Source organism: Curtobacterium sp. NPDC092190 (assembly GCF_044755625.1).
GTDB lineage: Bacteria > Actinomycetota > Actinomycetes > Actinomycetales > Microbacteriaceae > Curtobacterium.
This window is the reverse complement of sequence record NZ_JBIVRJ010000001.1, coordinates 541937-556846: the sequence shown is the minus strand read 5'-3', so window position 1 is coordinate 556846 and position 14910 is coordinate 541937. Positions and strand designations below refer to the sequence as shown.

General features: G+C 72.3%; 13 protein-coding genes and 1 pseudogene. 7 read left to right on the top strand and 7 right to left on the bottom strand.

The annotated features are described in order from the left end of the window. Positions 1-125 precede the first annotated feature (125 nt). Complete coding sequence (gene fabG, locus ACIQFY_RS02615; RefSeq protein WP_066654398.1) at positions 126-839, top strand: 3-oxoacyl-ACP reductase FabG; 714 nt, start codon at positions 126-128, stop codon at positions 837-839. A 124-nt stretch (positions 840-963) separates the two neighbouring features. Here the strand turns inward: fabG and serB are convergent, their stop codons facing one another. Together serB and glgC are read right to left on the bottom strand one after the other, a co-directional pair. Continuing rightward, entirely contained in the window at positions 964-1602 is a 639-nt protein-coding gene (gene serB / locus ACIQFY_RS02610; RefSeq protein WP_251155006.1) for a phosphoserine phosphatase SerB, read from the bottom strand. A gap of 145 nt (positions 1603-1747) precedes the next feature. After that, positions 1748-2989 (bottom strand): glucose-1-phosphate adenylyltransferase, encoded by a 1242-nt coding sequence (gene glgC / locus ACIQFY_RS02605; RefSeq protein ID WP_066654395.1) that lies wholly within the window; start codon positions 2987-2989, stop codon positions 1748-1750. Positions 2990-3036: 47 nt separating this feature from the next. Between glgC and glgA the strand changes: the two genes are divergently transcribed. The 3 genes from glgA (at position 3037) to ACIQFY_RS02590 (ending at position 5413) form a co-directional block, all read left to right on the top strand. Beyond that, positions 3037-4236, top strand: coding sequence for a glycogen synthase (gene glgA, locus ACIQFY_RS02600; RefSeq protein WP_066654393.1), 1200 nt, complete (start codon positions 3037-3039; stop codon positions 4234-4236). A 9-nt stretch (positions 4237-4245) separates the two neighbouring features. After that, complete coding sequence (locus tag ACIQFY_RS02595) at positions 4246-5028, top strand: ABC transporter ATP-binding protein (protein WP_066654391.1); 783 nt, start codon at positions 4246-4248, stop codon at positions 5026-5028. A gap of 136 nt (positions 5029-5164) precedes the next feature. Beyond that, complete coding sequence (locus ACIQFY_RS02590) at positions 5165-5413, top strand: type B 50S ribosomal protein L31 (RefSeq protein ID WP_022905175.1); 249 nt, start codon at positions 5165-5167, stop codon at positions 5411-5413. A 913-nt stretch (positions 5414-6326) separates the two neighbouring features. Here ACIQFY_RS02590 and ACIQFY_RS02585 read toward each other — a convergent pair. Further along, a complete protein-coding gene (locus ACIQFY_RS02585) occupies positions 6327-7025 on the bottom strand; it encodes a 3'-5' exonuclease (protein WP_066658248.1) in 699 nt (232 codons plus the stop codon). 382 nt (positions 7026-7407) lie between these two features. Continuing rightward, the gene (treS, locus tag ACIQFY_RS02580; protein WP_251155510.1) at positions 7408-9120 is read right to left on the bottom strand and encodes a maltose alpha-D-glucosyltransferase; all 1713 of its coding nucleotides are present in this window, start codon (positions 9118-9120) and stop codon (positions 7408-7410) included. Between the two features lie 215 nt (positions 9121-9335). On the opposite strand from treS, the gene ACIQFY_RS02575 reads away from it, so the two are divergent. After that, complete coding sequence (locus ACIQFY_RS02575; RefSeq protein WP_209682516.1) at positions 9336-10349, top strand: alpha/beta fold hydrolase; 1014 nt, start codon at positions 9336-9338, stop codon at positions 10347-10349. A 5-nt stretch (positions 10350-10354) separates the two neighbouring features. Beyond that, complete coding sequence (locus ACIQFY_RS02570) at positions 10355-11428, top strand: glycosyltransferase family 1 protein (protein WP_066658246.1); 1074 nt, start codon at positions 10355-10357, stop codon at positions 11426-11428. 47 nt (positions 11429-11475) lie between these two features. Here the strand turns inward: ACIQFY_RS02570 and ACIQFY_RS02565 are convergent, their stop codons facing one another. From ACIQFY_RS02565 to ACIQFY_RS02555, 3 genes and pseudogenes are all read right to left on the bottom strand, one after another. Beyond that, the gene (locus ACIQFY_RS02565) at positions 11476-12201 is read right to left on the bottom strand and encodes a hypothetical protein (RefSeq protein ID WP_066654388.1); all 726 of its coding nucleotides are present in this window, start codon (positions 12199-12201) and stop codon (positions 11476-11478) included. A gap of 168 nt (positions 12202-12369) precedes the next feature. Further along, positions 12370-13005 (bottom strand): histidine phosphatase family protein, encoded by a 636-nt coding sequence (locus ACIQFY_RS02560; protein ID WP_400338146.1) that lies wholly within the window; start codon positions 13003-13005, stop codon positions 12370-12372. 173 nt (positions 13006-13178) lie between these two features. Further along, positions 13179-13985 (bottom strand): annotated as a pseudogene (locus ACIQFY_RS02555) (Sir2 family NAD-dependent protein deacetylase); the annotation flags it as partial. Between the two features lie 74 nt (positions 13986-14059). Here ACIQFY_RS02555 and ACIQFY_RS02550 point away from each other — a divergent pair. Then, positions 14060-14887, top strand: coding sequence for an RNA methyltransferase (locus ACIQFY_RS02550; protein ID WP_066654382.1), 828 nt, complete (start codon positions 14060-14062; stop codon positions 14885-14887). Positions 14888-14910: the final 23 nt, after the last annotated feature.

The window sequence follows — 14910 nt, the reverse complement described above, 5'->3', positions numbered from 1 at the left end:
CCCCGCCGCGCGGGGGACAGCTGCGGGGAACGGCTCCGGTACGCTCGTCCGGGCGTGTCCAGCGGCCCACGGCTCGGCCGTCAGGTCGGCGGACACCGCGTCACCACCACTCGAACGGAGCGATCATGACCACCCCCCGTACCGTCCTCATCACCGGCGGCAACCGCGGCATCGGGCACGCCCTCGCAGCGCGTTTCGTCGCCGCCGGGCACCGGGTCGCCGTGACCTCCCGCAGCGGCCAGGGCGGACCCGAGGGGGCGCTCACCGTCGCCGCGGACATCACCGACTCCGCCTCGGTCGACGCGGCCTTCACGCAGGTCGAGGCCGAGCTCGGGCCGATCGAGGTCCTCGTCGCCAACGCGGGCATCACGAACGACCAGCTCCTGCTCCGCATGTCCGAGGAGGACTTCACGAGCGTCGTCGACACGAACCTGACCGGCACGTTCCGGGTCGTCAAGCGCGCGACCAAGGGGATGATGAAGGCGAAGTTCGGCCGCATCGTGCTCATGTCGAGCGTCGTGGGCGCCTACGGCCAGGTCGGTCAGGTCAACTACGCCTCGTCCAAGGCTGCCCTGGTCGGCATGGCGCGCTCGATCACGCGCGAGCTCGGGTCGCGCGGCATCACGGCCAACGTCGTCGCGCCGGGGTTCATCCAGACCGACATGACCGCAGCCCTGCCCGAGGAGCTGCAGGCCGAGTTCAAGAAGCAGATCCCGGCGGCGCGCTACGGCACGGTCGACGACGTCGCCGACGCCACGCTCTTCCTGGCGAGCGACGGTGCCGGGTACGTCTCGGGTGCGGTGATCCCGGTCGACGGCGGTCTCGGGATGGGTCACTAGCCCCGGACACCGACCGGCGGCCCGCTCGGACCGTCCTCGAGGCTCGGCTGGGCGGACACGTTCGCGACGTGGAGTCCGCGAACGCGTCCGCGGAGGCGAGACTCGGCTCCGCGGCGCGTGCGGCTCAGCCCCGCAGGCCCAGCGTCGCGAGCACCGCGGACAGGTCGCGGTCGACGACCGCCACGTCCGCCCGCTCGCGCACCAGCGGCTTCGCGTCGAAGGCCACGCCCAGGGCGGCGACACCCATCATGACCAGGTCGTTGGCGCCGTCGCCGACCGCGACCGTGCGCGACAGCGGGACGTCGTCCGCCCCGGCCCACGCACGCAGGGTCTCGGCCTTCGCCTCGGCGTCGACGACGTCACCGAGCACCCGTCCGGAGAGCACGCCGTCGACCACCTCGAGACGGTTCGCCCGGCAGTGGTCGAGGCCGAGCCGCGCGGCGAAGGGGTCGAGCACCTCGTGGAAGCCGCCGGACACGACGCCGACCGTGCCACCTGCGGCGTGGACGCCCCGGACGAGCTCCTCGGCTCCGCGCGTGACGCGGACCGCCTGCTGTGCGCGCGTGCAGACGCCGGCCTGGAGGCCCGCCAGGGTCGCGACCCGCTCCCGGAGGCTCTCGGCGAAGTCGATCTCGCCGCGCATGGCGCGCTCCGTCACCGCCTGCACCTGTGGCCGGGTCCCGGCGTGGTCGGCGAGCAGTTCGATGACCTCGTCCTCGAGCAGCGTGGAGTCGGCATCGAGGACGACGAGGAAGCGTGGCACGGACCAACGGTACCGACAGCAGGAGGCGCGGCCGACGTCTGTGACGTCAGCCGCGCCTCCAGGCCGGTGCGGCGGGGTCGGGCCTCGACGCGGACGCCCTTGCCGACGTCGGTAGGTGCAGCCCGGACTCGGCGACCGTCCCGGACTAGGCCTCGACGCGGACGCCCTTGCCGACGACCGTGATGCCGGACTCCGTGACGGTGAAGCCGCGGGCCTCGTCGGTCTCGCGGTCGACGCCGACCTGCGCACCGGGCGCGATGACCACGTCCTTGTCGAGGATCGCGCGGTTCACGACCGAACCGGCGCCGATGGACGCCCGTTCGAACACGATGGAGTCGAGGACCTTCGCGCCCGAGTCGATCCCGCACCACGGACCGATGACGCTGCGCTCCACCTGGGCGCCGGAGAGCAGGCACCCGAGCGCCACGATCGAGTCGACCGTCGAGCCGGTGTTGCCGTTCGCGTCGCGGACGAACTTCGCCGGCGGCAGGTTCGTCTGCTGGTTGAAGATCGGCCAGTCCTGGTTGTACAGGTTGAAGACCGGGACCGGCGCGATGAGGTCCATGTGGGCGTCGAAGAACGAGTCGATCGTCCCCACGTCGCGCCAGTAGTACCGGTCGCGGTCGTTCGAGCCGGGCACGTCGTTGCGCTGCAGGTCGTAGACGCCGGCGTCGCCGCGGGCCACGAAGTCGGGGACGATGTCGCCGCCCATGTCGTGCTTGCTCGACTCGATCTGGCCGTCGCGGAGCACCGCGTCGACGAGGGCGTCGGCGTTGAACACGTAGTTGCCCATCGACGCGAGGATCTCGTCGGGCGAGTCGGCCAGGCCGACGGCGTCCTTCGGCTTCTCGAGGAACGCGTCGATCTTGGTCGGGTCGTCCTGGTCCACCTGGATGACGCCGAACTGGTCCGCGAGGCCGATCGGCTGCCGGATCGCCGCGACCGTGGCACTGCGGCCGGAGGCGATGTGCGCCTCGATCATCTGGTGGAAGTCCATGCGGTAGACGTGGTCCGCACCGACCACGACCACGATGTCCGGGCGCTCGTCGCGGAGCAGGTTGAGGGACTGCAGGATCGCGTCCGCCGAACCGGCGAACCACCGCTTGCCGAGTCGCTGCTGCGCCGGCACCGACGCGACGTAGGACCCGAGGAGCCCCTCCATGCGCCAGGTCTCGGCCACGTGACGGTCGAGGCTGTGCGACTTGTACTGGGTCAGGACGACGATCTTCTGCAACCCGGAGTTCACGAGGTTGGAGAGCGCGAAGTCGATGAGACGGAAGTTGCCGCCGAACGGGACGGCGGGCTTCGCGCGATCGGCCGTGAGCGGCATGAGCCGCTTGCCCTCGCCGCCGGCGAGGACGATGCCGAATACCTTCTTTGGTGCCATGTGGTTCACAGTAGGCGTCCGGACGGCGAACCCGTTACGTTGAGTCCGTGCGAGTCGATCTACTGACCAGGGAGTATCCGCCGGAGGTCTACGGCGGAGCGGGTGTCCACGTGGCCGAGCTCACGGCTGCGCTGCGGTCGGGGACGGACACGGACGTCCGGGTGCGCGCCTTCGGGGCGTTCCGTGACGAGGAGGGCGTGTGGGCGTACCGCACGCCCGAGGGCCTCGAGGACGCGAACGGCGCGCTCCAGGCGCTCGGTACCGACGTCCGCATCGCCGCCGACGTCGCGGGCGCCGACCTGGTGCACTCCCACACCTGGTACGCCAACGCCGCGGGGCGCATCGCGCAGCTCACCCACGGCATCCCGCACGTGGTCACGGCCCACAGCCTCGAGCCACTGCGCCCGTGGAAGGCCGAGCAGCTCGGGGGCGGCTACCGCCTGTCGAGCTGGATGGAACGTGAGGCGTTCGAGCAGGCCGACGGCGTGATCGCGGTCTCGAAGGCCATGCGGGCGGACATCCTGCGCTCCTACCCGTCCATCGACCCGGCGAAGGTCCACGTCGTCTACAACGGCATCGACATCGACGAGTGGAAGCCGACCGTCGACGAGGACGCCGTGCGCGCGCTCGGCATCGACCCGTCGCGCCGCTCGGTCGTGTTCGTCGGCCGGATCACCCGGCAGAAGGGCCTGCCGTACCTGCTCCGCGCGGTGGCGTCGCTGCCGTCGGACGTGCAGATCGTGCTGTGCGCGGGCGCTCCGGACACGCCGGAGATCATGGCCGAGGTGACCGGACTCGTCGAGTCCCTGCGCGCGGAGCGCGACGGTGTGGTCTGGATCGACCGGATGCTCTCCCACCAGGAGGTCGTGAACGTCCTGTCGTCGGGGACCGTGTTCGTCTGCCCGTCGATCTACGAGCCGCTCGGCATCGTCAACCTCGAGGCCATGGCCTGTGGCATCCCCGTGGTCGGCACGCGCACGGGCGGCATCCCCGAGGTCGTCGCCGACGGGCTGACCGGGCGCATCGTCCCGATCGACCAGGCACAGGACGGCACCGGCACGCCGAACGACCCGGACCGCTTCGTGGCCGACCTCGCCCGGACGCTGGACGAGGTCCTGGCCGACGAGGGGCTCGCCAAGCTCATGGGACGCGCAGGACGCCTCCGCGTCGAGAGCGAGTTCACGTGGGACGCGATCGCGCACCGCACGCGGCAGGTCTACGACGAGGTGCTCGCCCGGAAGCCGTAGGCTGGAGCCATGCCCTCGGTCGTGCGCTTGTCAGACGTCTCCGTGGTCCGCAACGGGGCCACCATCCTCGACGGGATCTCGTGGGAGGTGCAGGACGACGAACGCTGGGTGGTGCTCGGTGCCAACGGCGCCGGCAAGACCACGCTGCTGCAGGTGGCCGGTGCCCAGACGTTCCCGACGTCGGGCAGTGTCGAGGTGCTCGGCACCGAGCTCGGCGGCGCGGACCTGTTCGAGCTGCGTCCGCGCATCGGCTTCGCGTCGACCGCCCTCGCCCGCCGGATCCCGGTCACCGAGAAGGTCGTCGACGTCGTGCTCACCGCCGCGTACTCGGTCACCGGTCGCTGGAACGAGGAGTACGAGGAGCTCGACGTCCGCCGCGCCCAGCGGGTGCTCGACGAGTGGGGCCTCGGTGACTTCACCGACCGCACGTTCGGTGAGCTGAGCGACGGCGAGCAGAAGCGCGTGCAGATCGCGCGCGCCGTGATGACCGATCCCGAGGTGCTGTTCCTCGACGAGCCGGCTGCCTCGCTCGACCTCGGTGCGCGCGAGAGCTTGGTGCGCACGCTCGGCGGCTACGCGCAGAGCAGCGACTCGCCGGCGATCGTCATCGTCACCCACCACGTGGAGGAGATCCCCGAGGGCTTCACGCACGCCCTCGTGCTCGCCGACGGTGGGATCCAGGCCGCCGGCCCCATCGACGAGGTCCTGACGGCTCCCACGCTGTCCCAGGCCTTCGGCGTGGAGCTGACCGTCTCGAAGGACGCCGGTCGGTACACGGCGCGCGCGGCCTGACGCTCCCGATCCTGCCCGTCGTCTGGTAACGTGGACGGCTGGCGCACGCCGCAGACTTCCCGCGCGGGGGTCCCGATCGAGTCCGCTCGAACCGGCCGTCCGCGCATCTCCCACAATCTCCAACCGAGGAATCTCCATGAAGACCGACACCCACCCCGAGTACAACGCCATCGTCTTCCGCGACCTGGCCTCCGGTGAGACGTTCCTGACGCGTTCGACCGCGACCAGCGACAAGACCATCGAGCTCGACGGTGCGACCTACCCGGTCATCGACGTCGAGATCTCGTCGGCGTCGCACCCGTTCTACACGGGCAAGCAGCGCATCCTCGACTCGGCCGGTCGCGTCGAGAAGTTCAACCAGCGCTTCAAGGGCTTCAGCAAGTAAGTCCGCGTTCGCGCTCGGACGGGCGGCCCTCCTTCGGGAGGGCCGCCCGTTCTGCGTTGCCCGGGTGGTGGTGCCGGGGTGGGGCGCCGGGTCCGGGTACGGCGCGCTGTGGTCGGTGAGAACGCGAGACGCGCCCTGCTGCGGATGCTGTGCCCCGGCACACCGGGGCGCAGCATCCGAGACGGGGCACGACAGTGCGGGCACGGTGCCACGGTGCCACGGTGCCACGGTGCCACGGTGCCACGGTGCCACGGTGCCACGGTGCCACAGCGCGACGGCACGGGTAGGGCGCGGGCGCGGCGTCCAGCATGCGCGCACGGCGGCGTCGTCTGTCGCGCCGTGGCGCGTGGCGCTCGCGCGCAACACGAAGCACGTCGCGCCAGGCGTTCACATGGTTCGAGGTGCGTCTGGCTGTGCGCGTACTGCGGGCGCGAACCGCGGTCACGGCCGGGAGGCTCGGTGTGGGACCGCCGGGAACGCTCGCCGGTCGAGGTGGCAGCGTCGCTCCGCCCGACGGCCGGCAGCGCACCGTGCGACGCAGCCGCGGTGCGCGGTCCGCGGTGCACGGGCCGTGGTGCGCGGGCTGCGAGGTGCGCAGACCGTGGTGCGCAGGCCGCGGTGCGCGGGCCGTGGTGCGCGATGCTCGCGCACCACGGAGAGCACGTCGCACCACGTGATTCCACGGCGCGACGTGCTCCCGGTTCTGCGGGACCGCAGCGGGTGCCGGACGCCGGCGCCCGGCGCTGGCCGGGAGCTCCGATGCGCGGCACCGCTCGCAGGGCGGCCCAGCTGCGGCGCGCGGCGACAGCGGCCGCTCAGCGCCGGCGCGGCAACACCGGCTCAGCGGCCCAGTGGCGGCGCGGCGACAGCGGCTCAGTGGCGGCGCGGAGACGGCGCCGCGGCGACCGCGACGCTACGAGCCGTTGCGGTGCGGCCAGCGACCGTCGGCGGTGAACGAGGGGTCGCGCTTCTTCCGCATGTAGTCCTGGAACGAGGTGGCCTGCTCGGCACACCAGCCGACCTGCTTGCGGTGCAGCTCCTCGGCGGAGACACCGAGCTCCTCCGGGTACTTCGCCGCGATGGCCTGCGCGACACGCCCGGCAGCGATCGCGTCCGCGGCGGCGTCGTGGGCGTCGGACAACGTCACGCCGTAGAGCTCGGACGCTGCCTCGAGCGTGCGCTTGCCCTTGCGGTAGGTGTCGAGCGCCTTGTCCATCACGAGCGGGTCGACGACGTTGCCGATGACGGGGGAGGCGATGCCGTGCCGTCGGGCCTCGCGGTCGAGCACCGTCAGGTCGTACGGAGCGTTGTAGATCACGAGCGGGATGCCGCGCGCGAACACGGCCTCGACCGCTGCCACGATCTCGGCGACGACCTCGCCGGCCGGGCGCCCCTCGGCCTGGGCGCGCTCGGTCGTGTAGCCGTGCACGGCGGCAGCGCCCTCGGGGATCGCGATCCCGGGATCGGCGATCCAGGCACCCTCCGCGATGGAGCGTCCGGTCATGTCGATCAGGCCGACGTGCGCCGTGACGATGCGGGCGGTCTCGACGTCGACGCCGGTGGTCTCGAGGTCGAACACGCCGAGCGCGTGCCACCAGGGACGACCGCTCAGGTCCTGCACGGCCGGGGCGGCGGGTGCGGGCGTGTCGAGCGCTGCTGGGGAGTACGTCACGGCACGAGGCTAACGGGACGGTCCGACACGCTCCACGCGACCCGCCTGGCGGGCACGCCGCGACCCGCCCGCGTCCTGGTCGACGAGCGCGGCCGGTGCGCCCCGGTCGATGCGCCGGACGCGGCGACGAGCGGGTGGTGAGCCACCCGGCGGGGGCGAGTCGAGCCTCCAGGCCGGCAGCGCCTCCCCGACGGACGGTCGCCCTCCGACGGACGGTTGCCCTCCGACGGACGGTCGCTCTCCGACGGACGGCCGCCCTCCGACGGACGGTCGCCCTCCGACGGACGGTCGCCCCCGACCGGCGGCCGCCCGCCGACGCTCGCTACACGCCGACCGGCGCGCCCACGTGCAGCCAGTAGAACGACTGCGTCCCCATGGTGAGGGTGACGTTGCCGTCCTCGTCGAACGCGGGGAACGACCCGCCGCCGAACAGGTCGTACAGCGGCCGTCCGGCGAACTCCGGCGCCGAGATCGTCACCGACGTCGGGTTGGTGGCGAAGGAGAACACGCAGAGGACGTCCTCGGCGGACGGGCCGAACTGCTGCCCGGACCCCTCCCACGACCGGACGAACGCGAGCACCGAGTCGTTGGTGGTGTCCTGCACGTGCAGCGAGCCCAGGCCGAAGACCGGGTGCGCCTTGCGGACGTGGATGACGTTGCGGACCCAGTGCAGCAGGGAGCGGGACTGGGCGAGCTGCGCCTCGACGTTGACCTGCGCGTAGTTGTAGACGAGCGACTGCACGACCGGCAGGTACAGCTTGCCCGGGTCGGCGGTCGAGAAGCCCGCGTTGCGGTCCGGGGTCCACTGCATCGGCGTGCGCGAGGAGTCGCGGTCCGGCAGCCAGATGTTGTCGCCCATGCCGATCTCGTCCCCGTAGTACAGGAACGGCGACCCGGGCAGCGAGAACAGCAGGGCGTGGATGAGCTCGAGCTCGGCCCGTGAGTTGTCGAGCAGGGGAGCGAGGCGACGACGGATGCCGATGTTCGACCGCATGCGCGGGTCGTAGCCGTACCAGCCGTACATCGCCTGGCGGTACTCCTCGCTGACCATCTCGAGCGTGAGCTCGTCGTGGTTGCGGAGGAACACCCCCCACGCGGCCTTCTCGGGGACGTCGAGGGTCTCGGACAGGATCGCCTTGAGCTCGGCGGCGTGCTGCGCGCGGAGCGAGTAGAAGATGCGCGGCATCACCGGGAAGTCGAACGCCATGTGGCACTCCGGCTCCTCGTCGGTGCCGAAGAACGCGGCGGTCTCACGCGGCCACTGGTTCGCCTCGGCGAGCAGGACACGCCCGGGGTACTCGTCGTCGACCATGGCCCGGAGCTTCTTGATGAACTCGTGGGTCTCCGGCTCGCCCTCGCCGTTGCCCTCCTCGGACTCGAAGAGGTAGGGGATGGCGTCGAGCCGCAGCCCGTCCACACCGAGGTCGAGCCAGTGCCGCACGACGTCGTAGACGGCCTCGACCACGGCCGGGTTCTCGAAGTTGAGGTCGGGCTGGTGCGAGAAGAACCGGTGGAAGAAGAACTGCCGGCGGACCGGGTCGAAGGTCCAGTTCGACTCCTCGGTGTCCACGAAGATGATGCGGATGTTCTCGTAGTGCTCGTCGGTGTCACGCCACACGTAGAAGTCGCCGTAGGGGCCGTCCGGGTCCTCGCGGGACTGCTGGAACCACTCGTGCTGGTCGGAGGTGTGGTTGATCACCATGTCGATGACGATGCGCATGTTCCGCTCGTGCGACTTCGTGACGAGCTCGCGGAAGTCGTCGAGCGTGCCGAACTCGGGCAGGATCGCCCGGTAGTCGGAGATGTCGTACCCGCCGTCGCGCATCGGCGACTGGAAGAACGGCGGCAGCCAGATGGCGTCGACGCCGAGCCACTGCAGGTAGTCGAGCTTGCCGATGACGCCCTGGATGTCCCCGATGCCGTCGCCGTTCGAGTCGACGAACGAGCGGATCATGCACTCGTAGAAGACCGAGCGCTTGTACCACTGCGGGTCCAGGGTCAGGCCGGGCAGCTGGATCGGGGCCGTGAACGTCAAGCGTGCTCCTCGTCGTCGGCGGGCCGGCGGCGTGGCCCGACCACGGCCACAGTAGGCGCGTGCTCCTGCTGCTGTCCGCGGGTCGCCGTGACGACCGCGTCACGTGGCCGGACGGGAGGCGCGACACCCCTCCACAGCGTCCCTCCCGTCCGTCGTCCTCCACAGCGGGGCGCGGGGCGCACCCCGCCCGGTCGCCGCTTCGTAGACTGGCCGCGATGCAACCACCCGTGATCTCCCCGTACCAGTCGCTCGTCGCCGCGACGCCGGTCGTGCACCGGGCCGTGACCCTCGACGGCCGCACCACGCACTACTGGGAGTACGGGCCGGCCGACGCCACCGAGACGGTCCTCGCCGTGCACGGGTTCCGCGGCGACCACCACGGACTCGAGACGATCGCCGCCCACCTCCGGGGCGTCCGCGTGGTCGTCCCCGACCTGCCCGGCTTCGGGATCTCCGACCCGCTGCCGGTCTCCGACGTCGACGCCTACGTCGGGTGGCTCACCGGGTTCCACCGCGCGCTCGCCCTGGGTCCCGAGACCGTGGTGCTCGGACACTCCTTCGGGTCGATCGTCACGGCGGCCACCGTCGCGGCCGGCCTCGACACCCGGCTGCTCGTGCTGGTGAACCCGATCGCGGCACCCGCGCTGCAGGGGCCCCGGGCCGTCGGCACCGGCATCGCGATCGGCTACTACCGGGCCGGCGCGGTGCTCCCCAGGCCGCTCGGACTCGGGCTGCTCCGGAACCGCGCGATCGTGCGGGCGATGAGCCTCGCCATGCTGAAGTCACGCGACCGCGACCTGCGGCGATGGGTGCACGACCAGCACGACCGGTACTTCTCGGCGTTCGCGGACCGCACGAGCGTGCTCGAGGCGTTCCGCACCTCGGTCACGCACGACGTGTCCGAGTACGCCGACCGCATCGACGTCCCCGTGCTGCTGGTCGCCGCGGAGCACGACGACATCACGGCCTTGCCCGAGCAGCGTGCACTCGCTTCCCGACTCCGCGACGCCGAGCTCGTCGTGGTGCCCGACGTGGGACACCTCGTGCACTACGAGACGCCCGGAGCCGCCGCCGACGCGGTGCTCCGTCGCATGGCCGAGCCGACGGCCCGCCGTCGTGCCGGACGTGGGAACCCGCGCAGGACGAGGTCCACCGCACCGCAGCAGGCTCCCGACACGTCGGCGGCGTCACCGTCGGCCGGCGGCACCCCGGGGGAGTCCGCGTCGTGAGGCGCCTGCGGATCGGCATCGACTGCCGGTACGTCCGGATCGGTCGGCACGACGGCATCAGCCGCTTCACCGCCGGCGTCGTCGCGCACCTGCCCGACCGGCACGACCACGTCCTGCTCGTGCACGACGAACGGCAGCTCGCGTCGCTGCCCGACGGCATCCCGTGGGAACGCATCCCGGCCCCGACGGACGCGGGGGAGCCGCTCGTGGCCCGGACGGTGAACCGGCTCGGTCTCGACGCGGTCTTCTCACCGATGCAGACCATGGGGTCCCGCGGCCGCCGCTACGCCCTCGTGCTCACGCTGCACGACCTCATCTACTACCGGAACCGCACGCCTCCGCGGGAGTTCTCGTGGCCGATCCGGCTCGGTTGGCGGCTCTTCCACCTGAGCTGGGCGCCGCAACGCCTGCTGCTGAACGGCGCGGACGGCGTCGTGACGGTGTCCGAGACCACCGCGGGGCTCATCGAGCGACACCGTCTGACGAAGCGCCCCGTCACGGTGGCGTACAACGCGGCCGACCCGGCCGTGCCCCGCGAGCCCGACGGGAGCCGTGCGCGGACGCTCGTCTACATGGGGTCGTTCATGCCGTACAAGAACGTCGAGACGCTTGCGGCCGCACTGCCCCTGCTCGGAGCCGACTGGACGCTGCACTGCATGTCGCGGGTGTCCGACGCGGACCGACGACGGCTCGAGGCCCTGGCGCCGACCGGGGCGATCGTCTTCCACGACGGTGCCTCCGACGACGAGTACCTGGCGACCCTGCGCGGGGCGACGGCGCTGGCGACGGCCTCGTTCGACGAGGGCTTCGGCATCCCCCTGGTCGAGGCGATGGGTGTGGGGACCCCGGTGGTCGTCAGCGACGTCCCGATCTTCCGCGAGATCGGCGGGGACGCGGCCGAGTACTTCGACCCGTCGTCGCCGTCCGCGGTGGCAGCGGCGGTGCGGCGACTCGAGGACCGCTGGGACGAGGCATCGCGGGCCTCGCTCGAGCGGGCGGCCCGGTTCCGGTGGCAGGACTCGGCGGAACAGGTGACCCGGGCCGTCGAGCGCGCGGTGCAGGACCGAGAGCAGCGCTGACCGGGACCGGCGCACGAGTGGTGGCGGCGCCGACAGCAGCGGTGTCGTCAGGACGGCTGACGCGAGGTCACCTCGGCGCCGGGGAAGACCCCGTGCGTCTCACGTTGTGCGACGTCCATGATCGCGGCGAGGGCCACACCGGTGCCGACCGTGGCGAGCTCGACGCGCTGCGCGTCCGGCTCGTCCGACGGTGCCCCCGGACCCCAGTCGCTGCGCACCGCGACGACCCCGCCGATCGCCGCGACCGAGCGAGCGACCTCGAGCCGCTGTCGCGTGACCTCGGCGTCCGTCGTGACCCCGACCACCAGGGTGTCGAAGCGGGCCTCCGCCGACACGACGACTCCGCTGCCGTCCGCGTCGGCCGCCGCGGCGCTCAGGGCGCGGACGAGGTCGACCTGCTGACCGGGCGACAGGTCCGGTGACGCCTCGACGACGGCGGACACCCGGTAGGCCGCGAGGGAGTCGCGCGTGGTCTCCTCGTCACGGACGGCGAGCACACCCGGTACGTCGGCCGCCGCGGTCCGGAACCGGTCGAGCGCTGCCTGGGGTCGCGGGAACACCCCGCCGACCCCGGTCTGGATGCTGCCGACGATCGTCGACAGGACGACGGCGATGACGACGCCGACCGCGACGAAGGACAGCGTGATGACGGTGCCGCGTCGGAGTCGTTGGCCGGTGGACGGCCGGGTGACGGAGGCCGTGTCCGGGCCGAACGCCCGGTCGAGGTCGTCGGACGAGTCGACTCGGTCGTCCACCGGTCCCTGGTTCGTCACGGCCCCTCCTCGCGCACGGGTGCGAGCACCACCGGACGGTGGTCGGGCCGCCCGTGGACCGGAGCCTAGTCCGAGCGGGCCCCCGCGCTCGCGGAGCCGCAGGTAACGGTCCGGTACCGGTCCACCGTCCGGTACCGGTCCACCGTGCGCGACGGGCCGCCGCCCGCGCTACCGGCGCTCGAGCGGGTTCTGCTCGGCGAAGGACTCATCGTCCGTCTGCTCCGAGACCTCGTCGAGCGGGTCGTCGAAGCGGACGAGCTCGGCACGGAACCGCTCGGGGTCCCAGCGGAAGGAGTGCACGGACCCGTTGCGGATCGGCGTCGTGTACCGGTCCGCCGTGCCGGGAGCCGCGGCGTTGACGACGGCCCGGATGACGGCACCGTGCGTGGCGACCACGACCGACCCCGCGTCGAAGCGGACGGCGATCTCGGCCAGCGTCTCGGTCGCCCGTGCGAGCAGCGCGGAGCGGGACTCCCGTCCGGGGACGTCGTCGTGCGGGTAGCGCTGGGCGACCTCGGTGTCGGTGAGCCCCTCGGCCTCGCCGTACGAGCGCTCCGCGAGACCCGGGTGGGTGGCTGGCTCCGGCAGCCCGAGGTGGCGGGCGAGGATCGCGCCGGTCTCGAACGCGCGTGACAGCGGTGACGCGACGACCGCGTCGAACCGTCGGCGACCGAGGAGCAGCGCGGTGGCCGCGGCCTGGGAACGTCCGGTGTCGTTGAGGGGGATGTCGGTCGATCCCTGGATGCGCCGCTGCGCGTTCCAGTCGGTCTCGCCGTGCCGGACCAGGGTGAGGAGCGTCGTCACCCGTCGATCCTGCCAGAGCGCTCCGGAGCGGACGACTCCGCAGCAGCCGACACCGGAGCGGACGACTCCGCAGCAGCCGACACCGGAGCGGACGACTCCGCAGCAGCCGACACCGCAGCGGACGACTCCGCAGCGGGCGGCGCCGGTGCAGCCGACGCCGCGGCGGACGGGACGAGCCGCGCAGCCAGTGCCTCGAGCGTCTCCGTGGTGCCGGCGTCGAGCTTCGCCACCGCGCGCCGGTCGCTGCGGGTGGCTCCCCGGTTCACGATGACGACCGGGAGCTTCCGCCGGGTGGCGTGGTCGACCAGTCGGACGCCGGAGTTCACGGTGAGCGACGAGCCCACGACGAGCAGCGCGTCGGCGTCCGCGACGATCGAGACGGCCTCGCGGAACTTCTCGGCGGGCACGAACTCGCCGAAGAACACGACGTCCGGCTTCAGCACCCCGCCGCACACCGAGCAGTCGGGCACCCGGAAGCGCTCCACGTCGGTGATCTCGACGTCGCCGTCCGGCTGCAGCTGCACCGTGCCCGGCTCGTCGATCCAGGGGTTCTCGCGGTCGAGCACACCGGCGAGGTCGGCACGCGAGAACACCTGCCCGCACGTCAGGCAGACCGCGCGGTCCATCGAGCCGTGGATCTCCACGACCCGCCGGGACCCGGCGCGGAGGTGCAGGCCGTCGACGTTCTGCGTGACGACCCCGGTGACGATGCCGGCGTCCTCGAGGGCGGCGAGCGCGCGGTGACCGGTGTTCGGCCGGGCGGCGGCGAAGGTGCGCCACCCCAGGTGCGAACCGGCCCAGTAGCGCTGGCGCTTCGCCGGGTCGGAGCGGAACTCCTGGAAGGTCATCGGCTTCCGCACCACCCGGCCCGCGCCGCGGTAGTCGGGGATGCCGGAGTCGGTGCTCAGCCCGGCGCCGGAGAGCACGGCGACGCGCTTGCCCGTCAGCAGCTCCACGACGCGGTCGAGCTCGTCCGTCATCGGGTCGGTCAGCACGTCGTCCACGGTACCCTCAACAGCCGAACGCCCAGCCGCCTTCCCACGAAACGAGCCCCGTGCACCCCGTCCGCATCGACTCTCTCGACGACCCCCGACTCGACGACTTCGCCCGGCTCACCGACGTGGCGCTGCGGCGGGTCACGGAGCCCGAGGGCGGGCTGTACATCGCCGAGTCGAACACGGTCATCGAGCGCGCGGTCCGCGCCGGGCACGTCCCGCGGAGCGTCATCGTGCAGGAGAAGTGGCTCGACAGCGTGCTGCCCCTGGTGGCGGACCACGACGGCCCGGTCTTCGTCGGACCGGATGCGCTGCTCGAGGACCTCACCGGCTTCCGGATGCACCGGGGTGCCCTCGCCGCGATGCACCGACCGGAGCTGCCGTCGGTGGCCGACGTGGTCCGGGACGCGAAGGTCGTCGTGGTGCTCGAGGACGTCGTCGACCACACCAACGTCGGCGCGGTGTTCCGCAGCGTCGCCGGCCTCGGGGCGGACGCGGTCCTGGTGAGCCCGCGCTGCGCGGACCCCCTGTACCGCCGGAGCGTCCGGGTGAGCATGGGCACGGTGCTCCAGGTGCCGTGGACCCGCATCGGGGAGTGGCCGGCCGCCGGCGAGGAACTCCGCGCGCAGGGCTTCCACCTCGCCGCGATGGCGCTCACCGACCGCTCGGTCGACCTGGACGCGTTCGTCGCCGACGTCCCCGAGCGGGTCGCGCTCGTGATGGGCACGGAGGGGCAGGGCCTGACCGACGCCGCGATCGCCTCCGCCGACACGACGGTCCGCATCCCGATGGCGCACGGCGTCGACTCGCTCAACGTGGCGGCGGCGAGCGCGGTGGGGCTCTGGGCGGTCACGCACGCGCAGCGCGCTGCACGTCCGACCACCTGACCAGCTGACCGCTCGTCGACGGC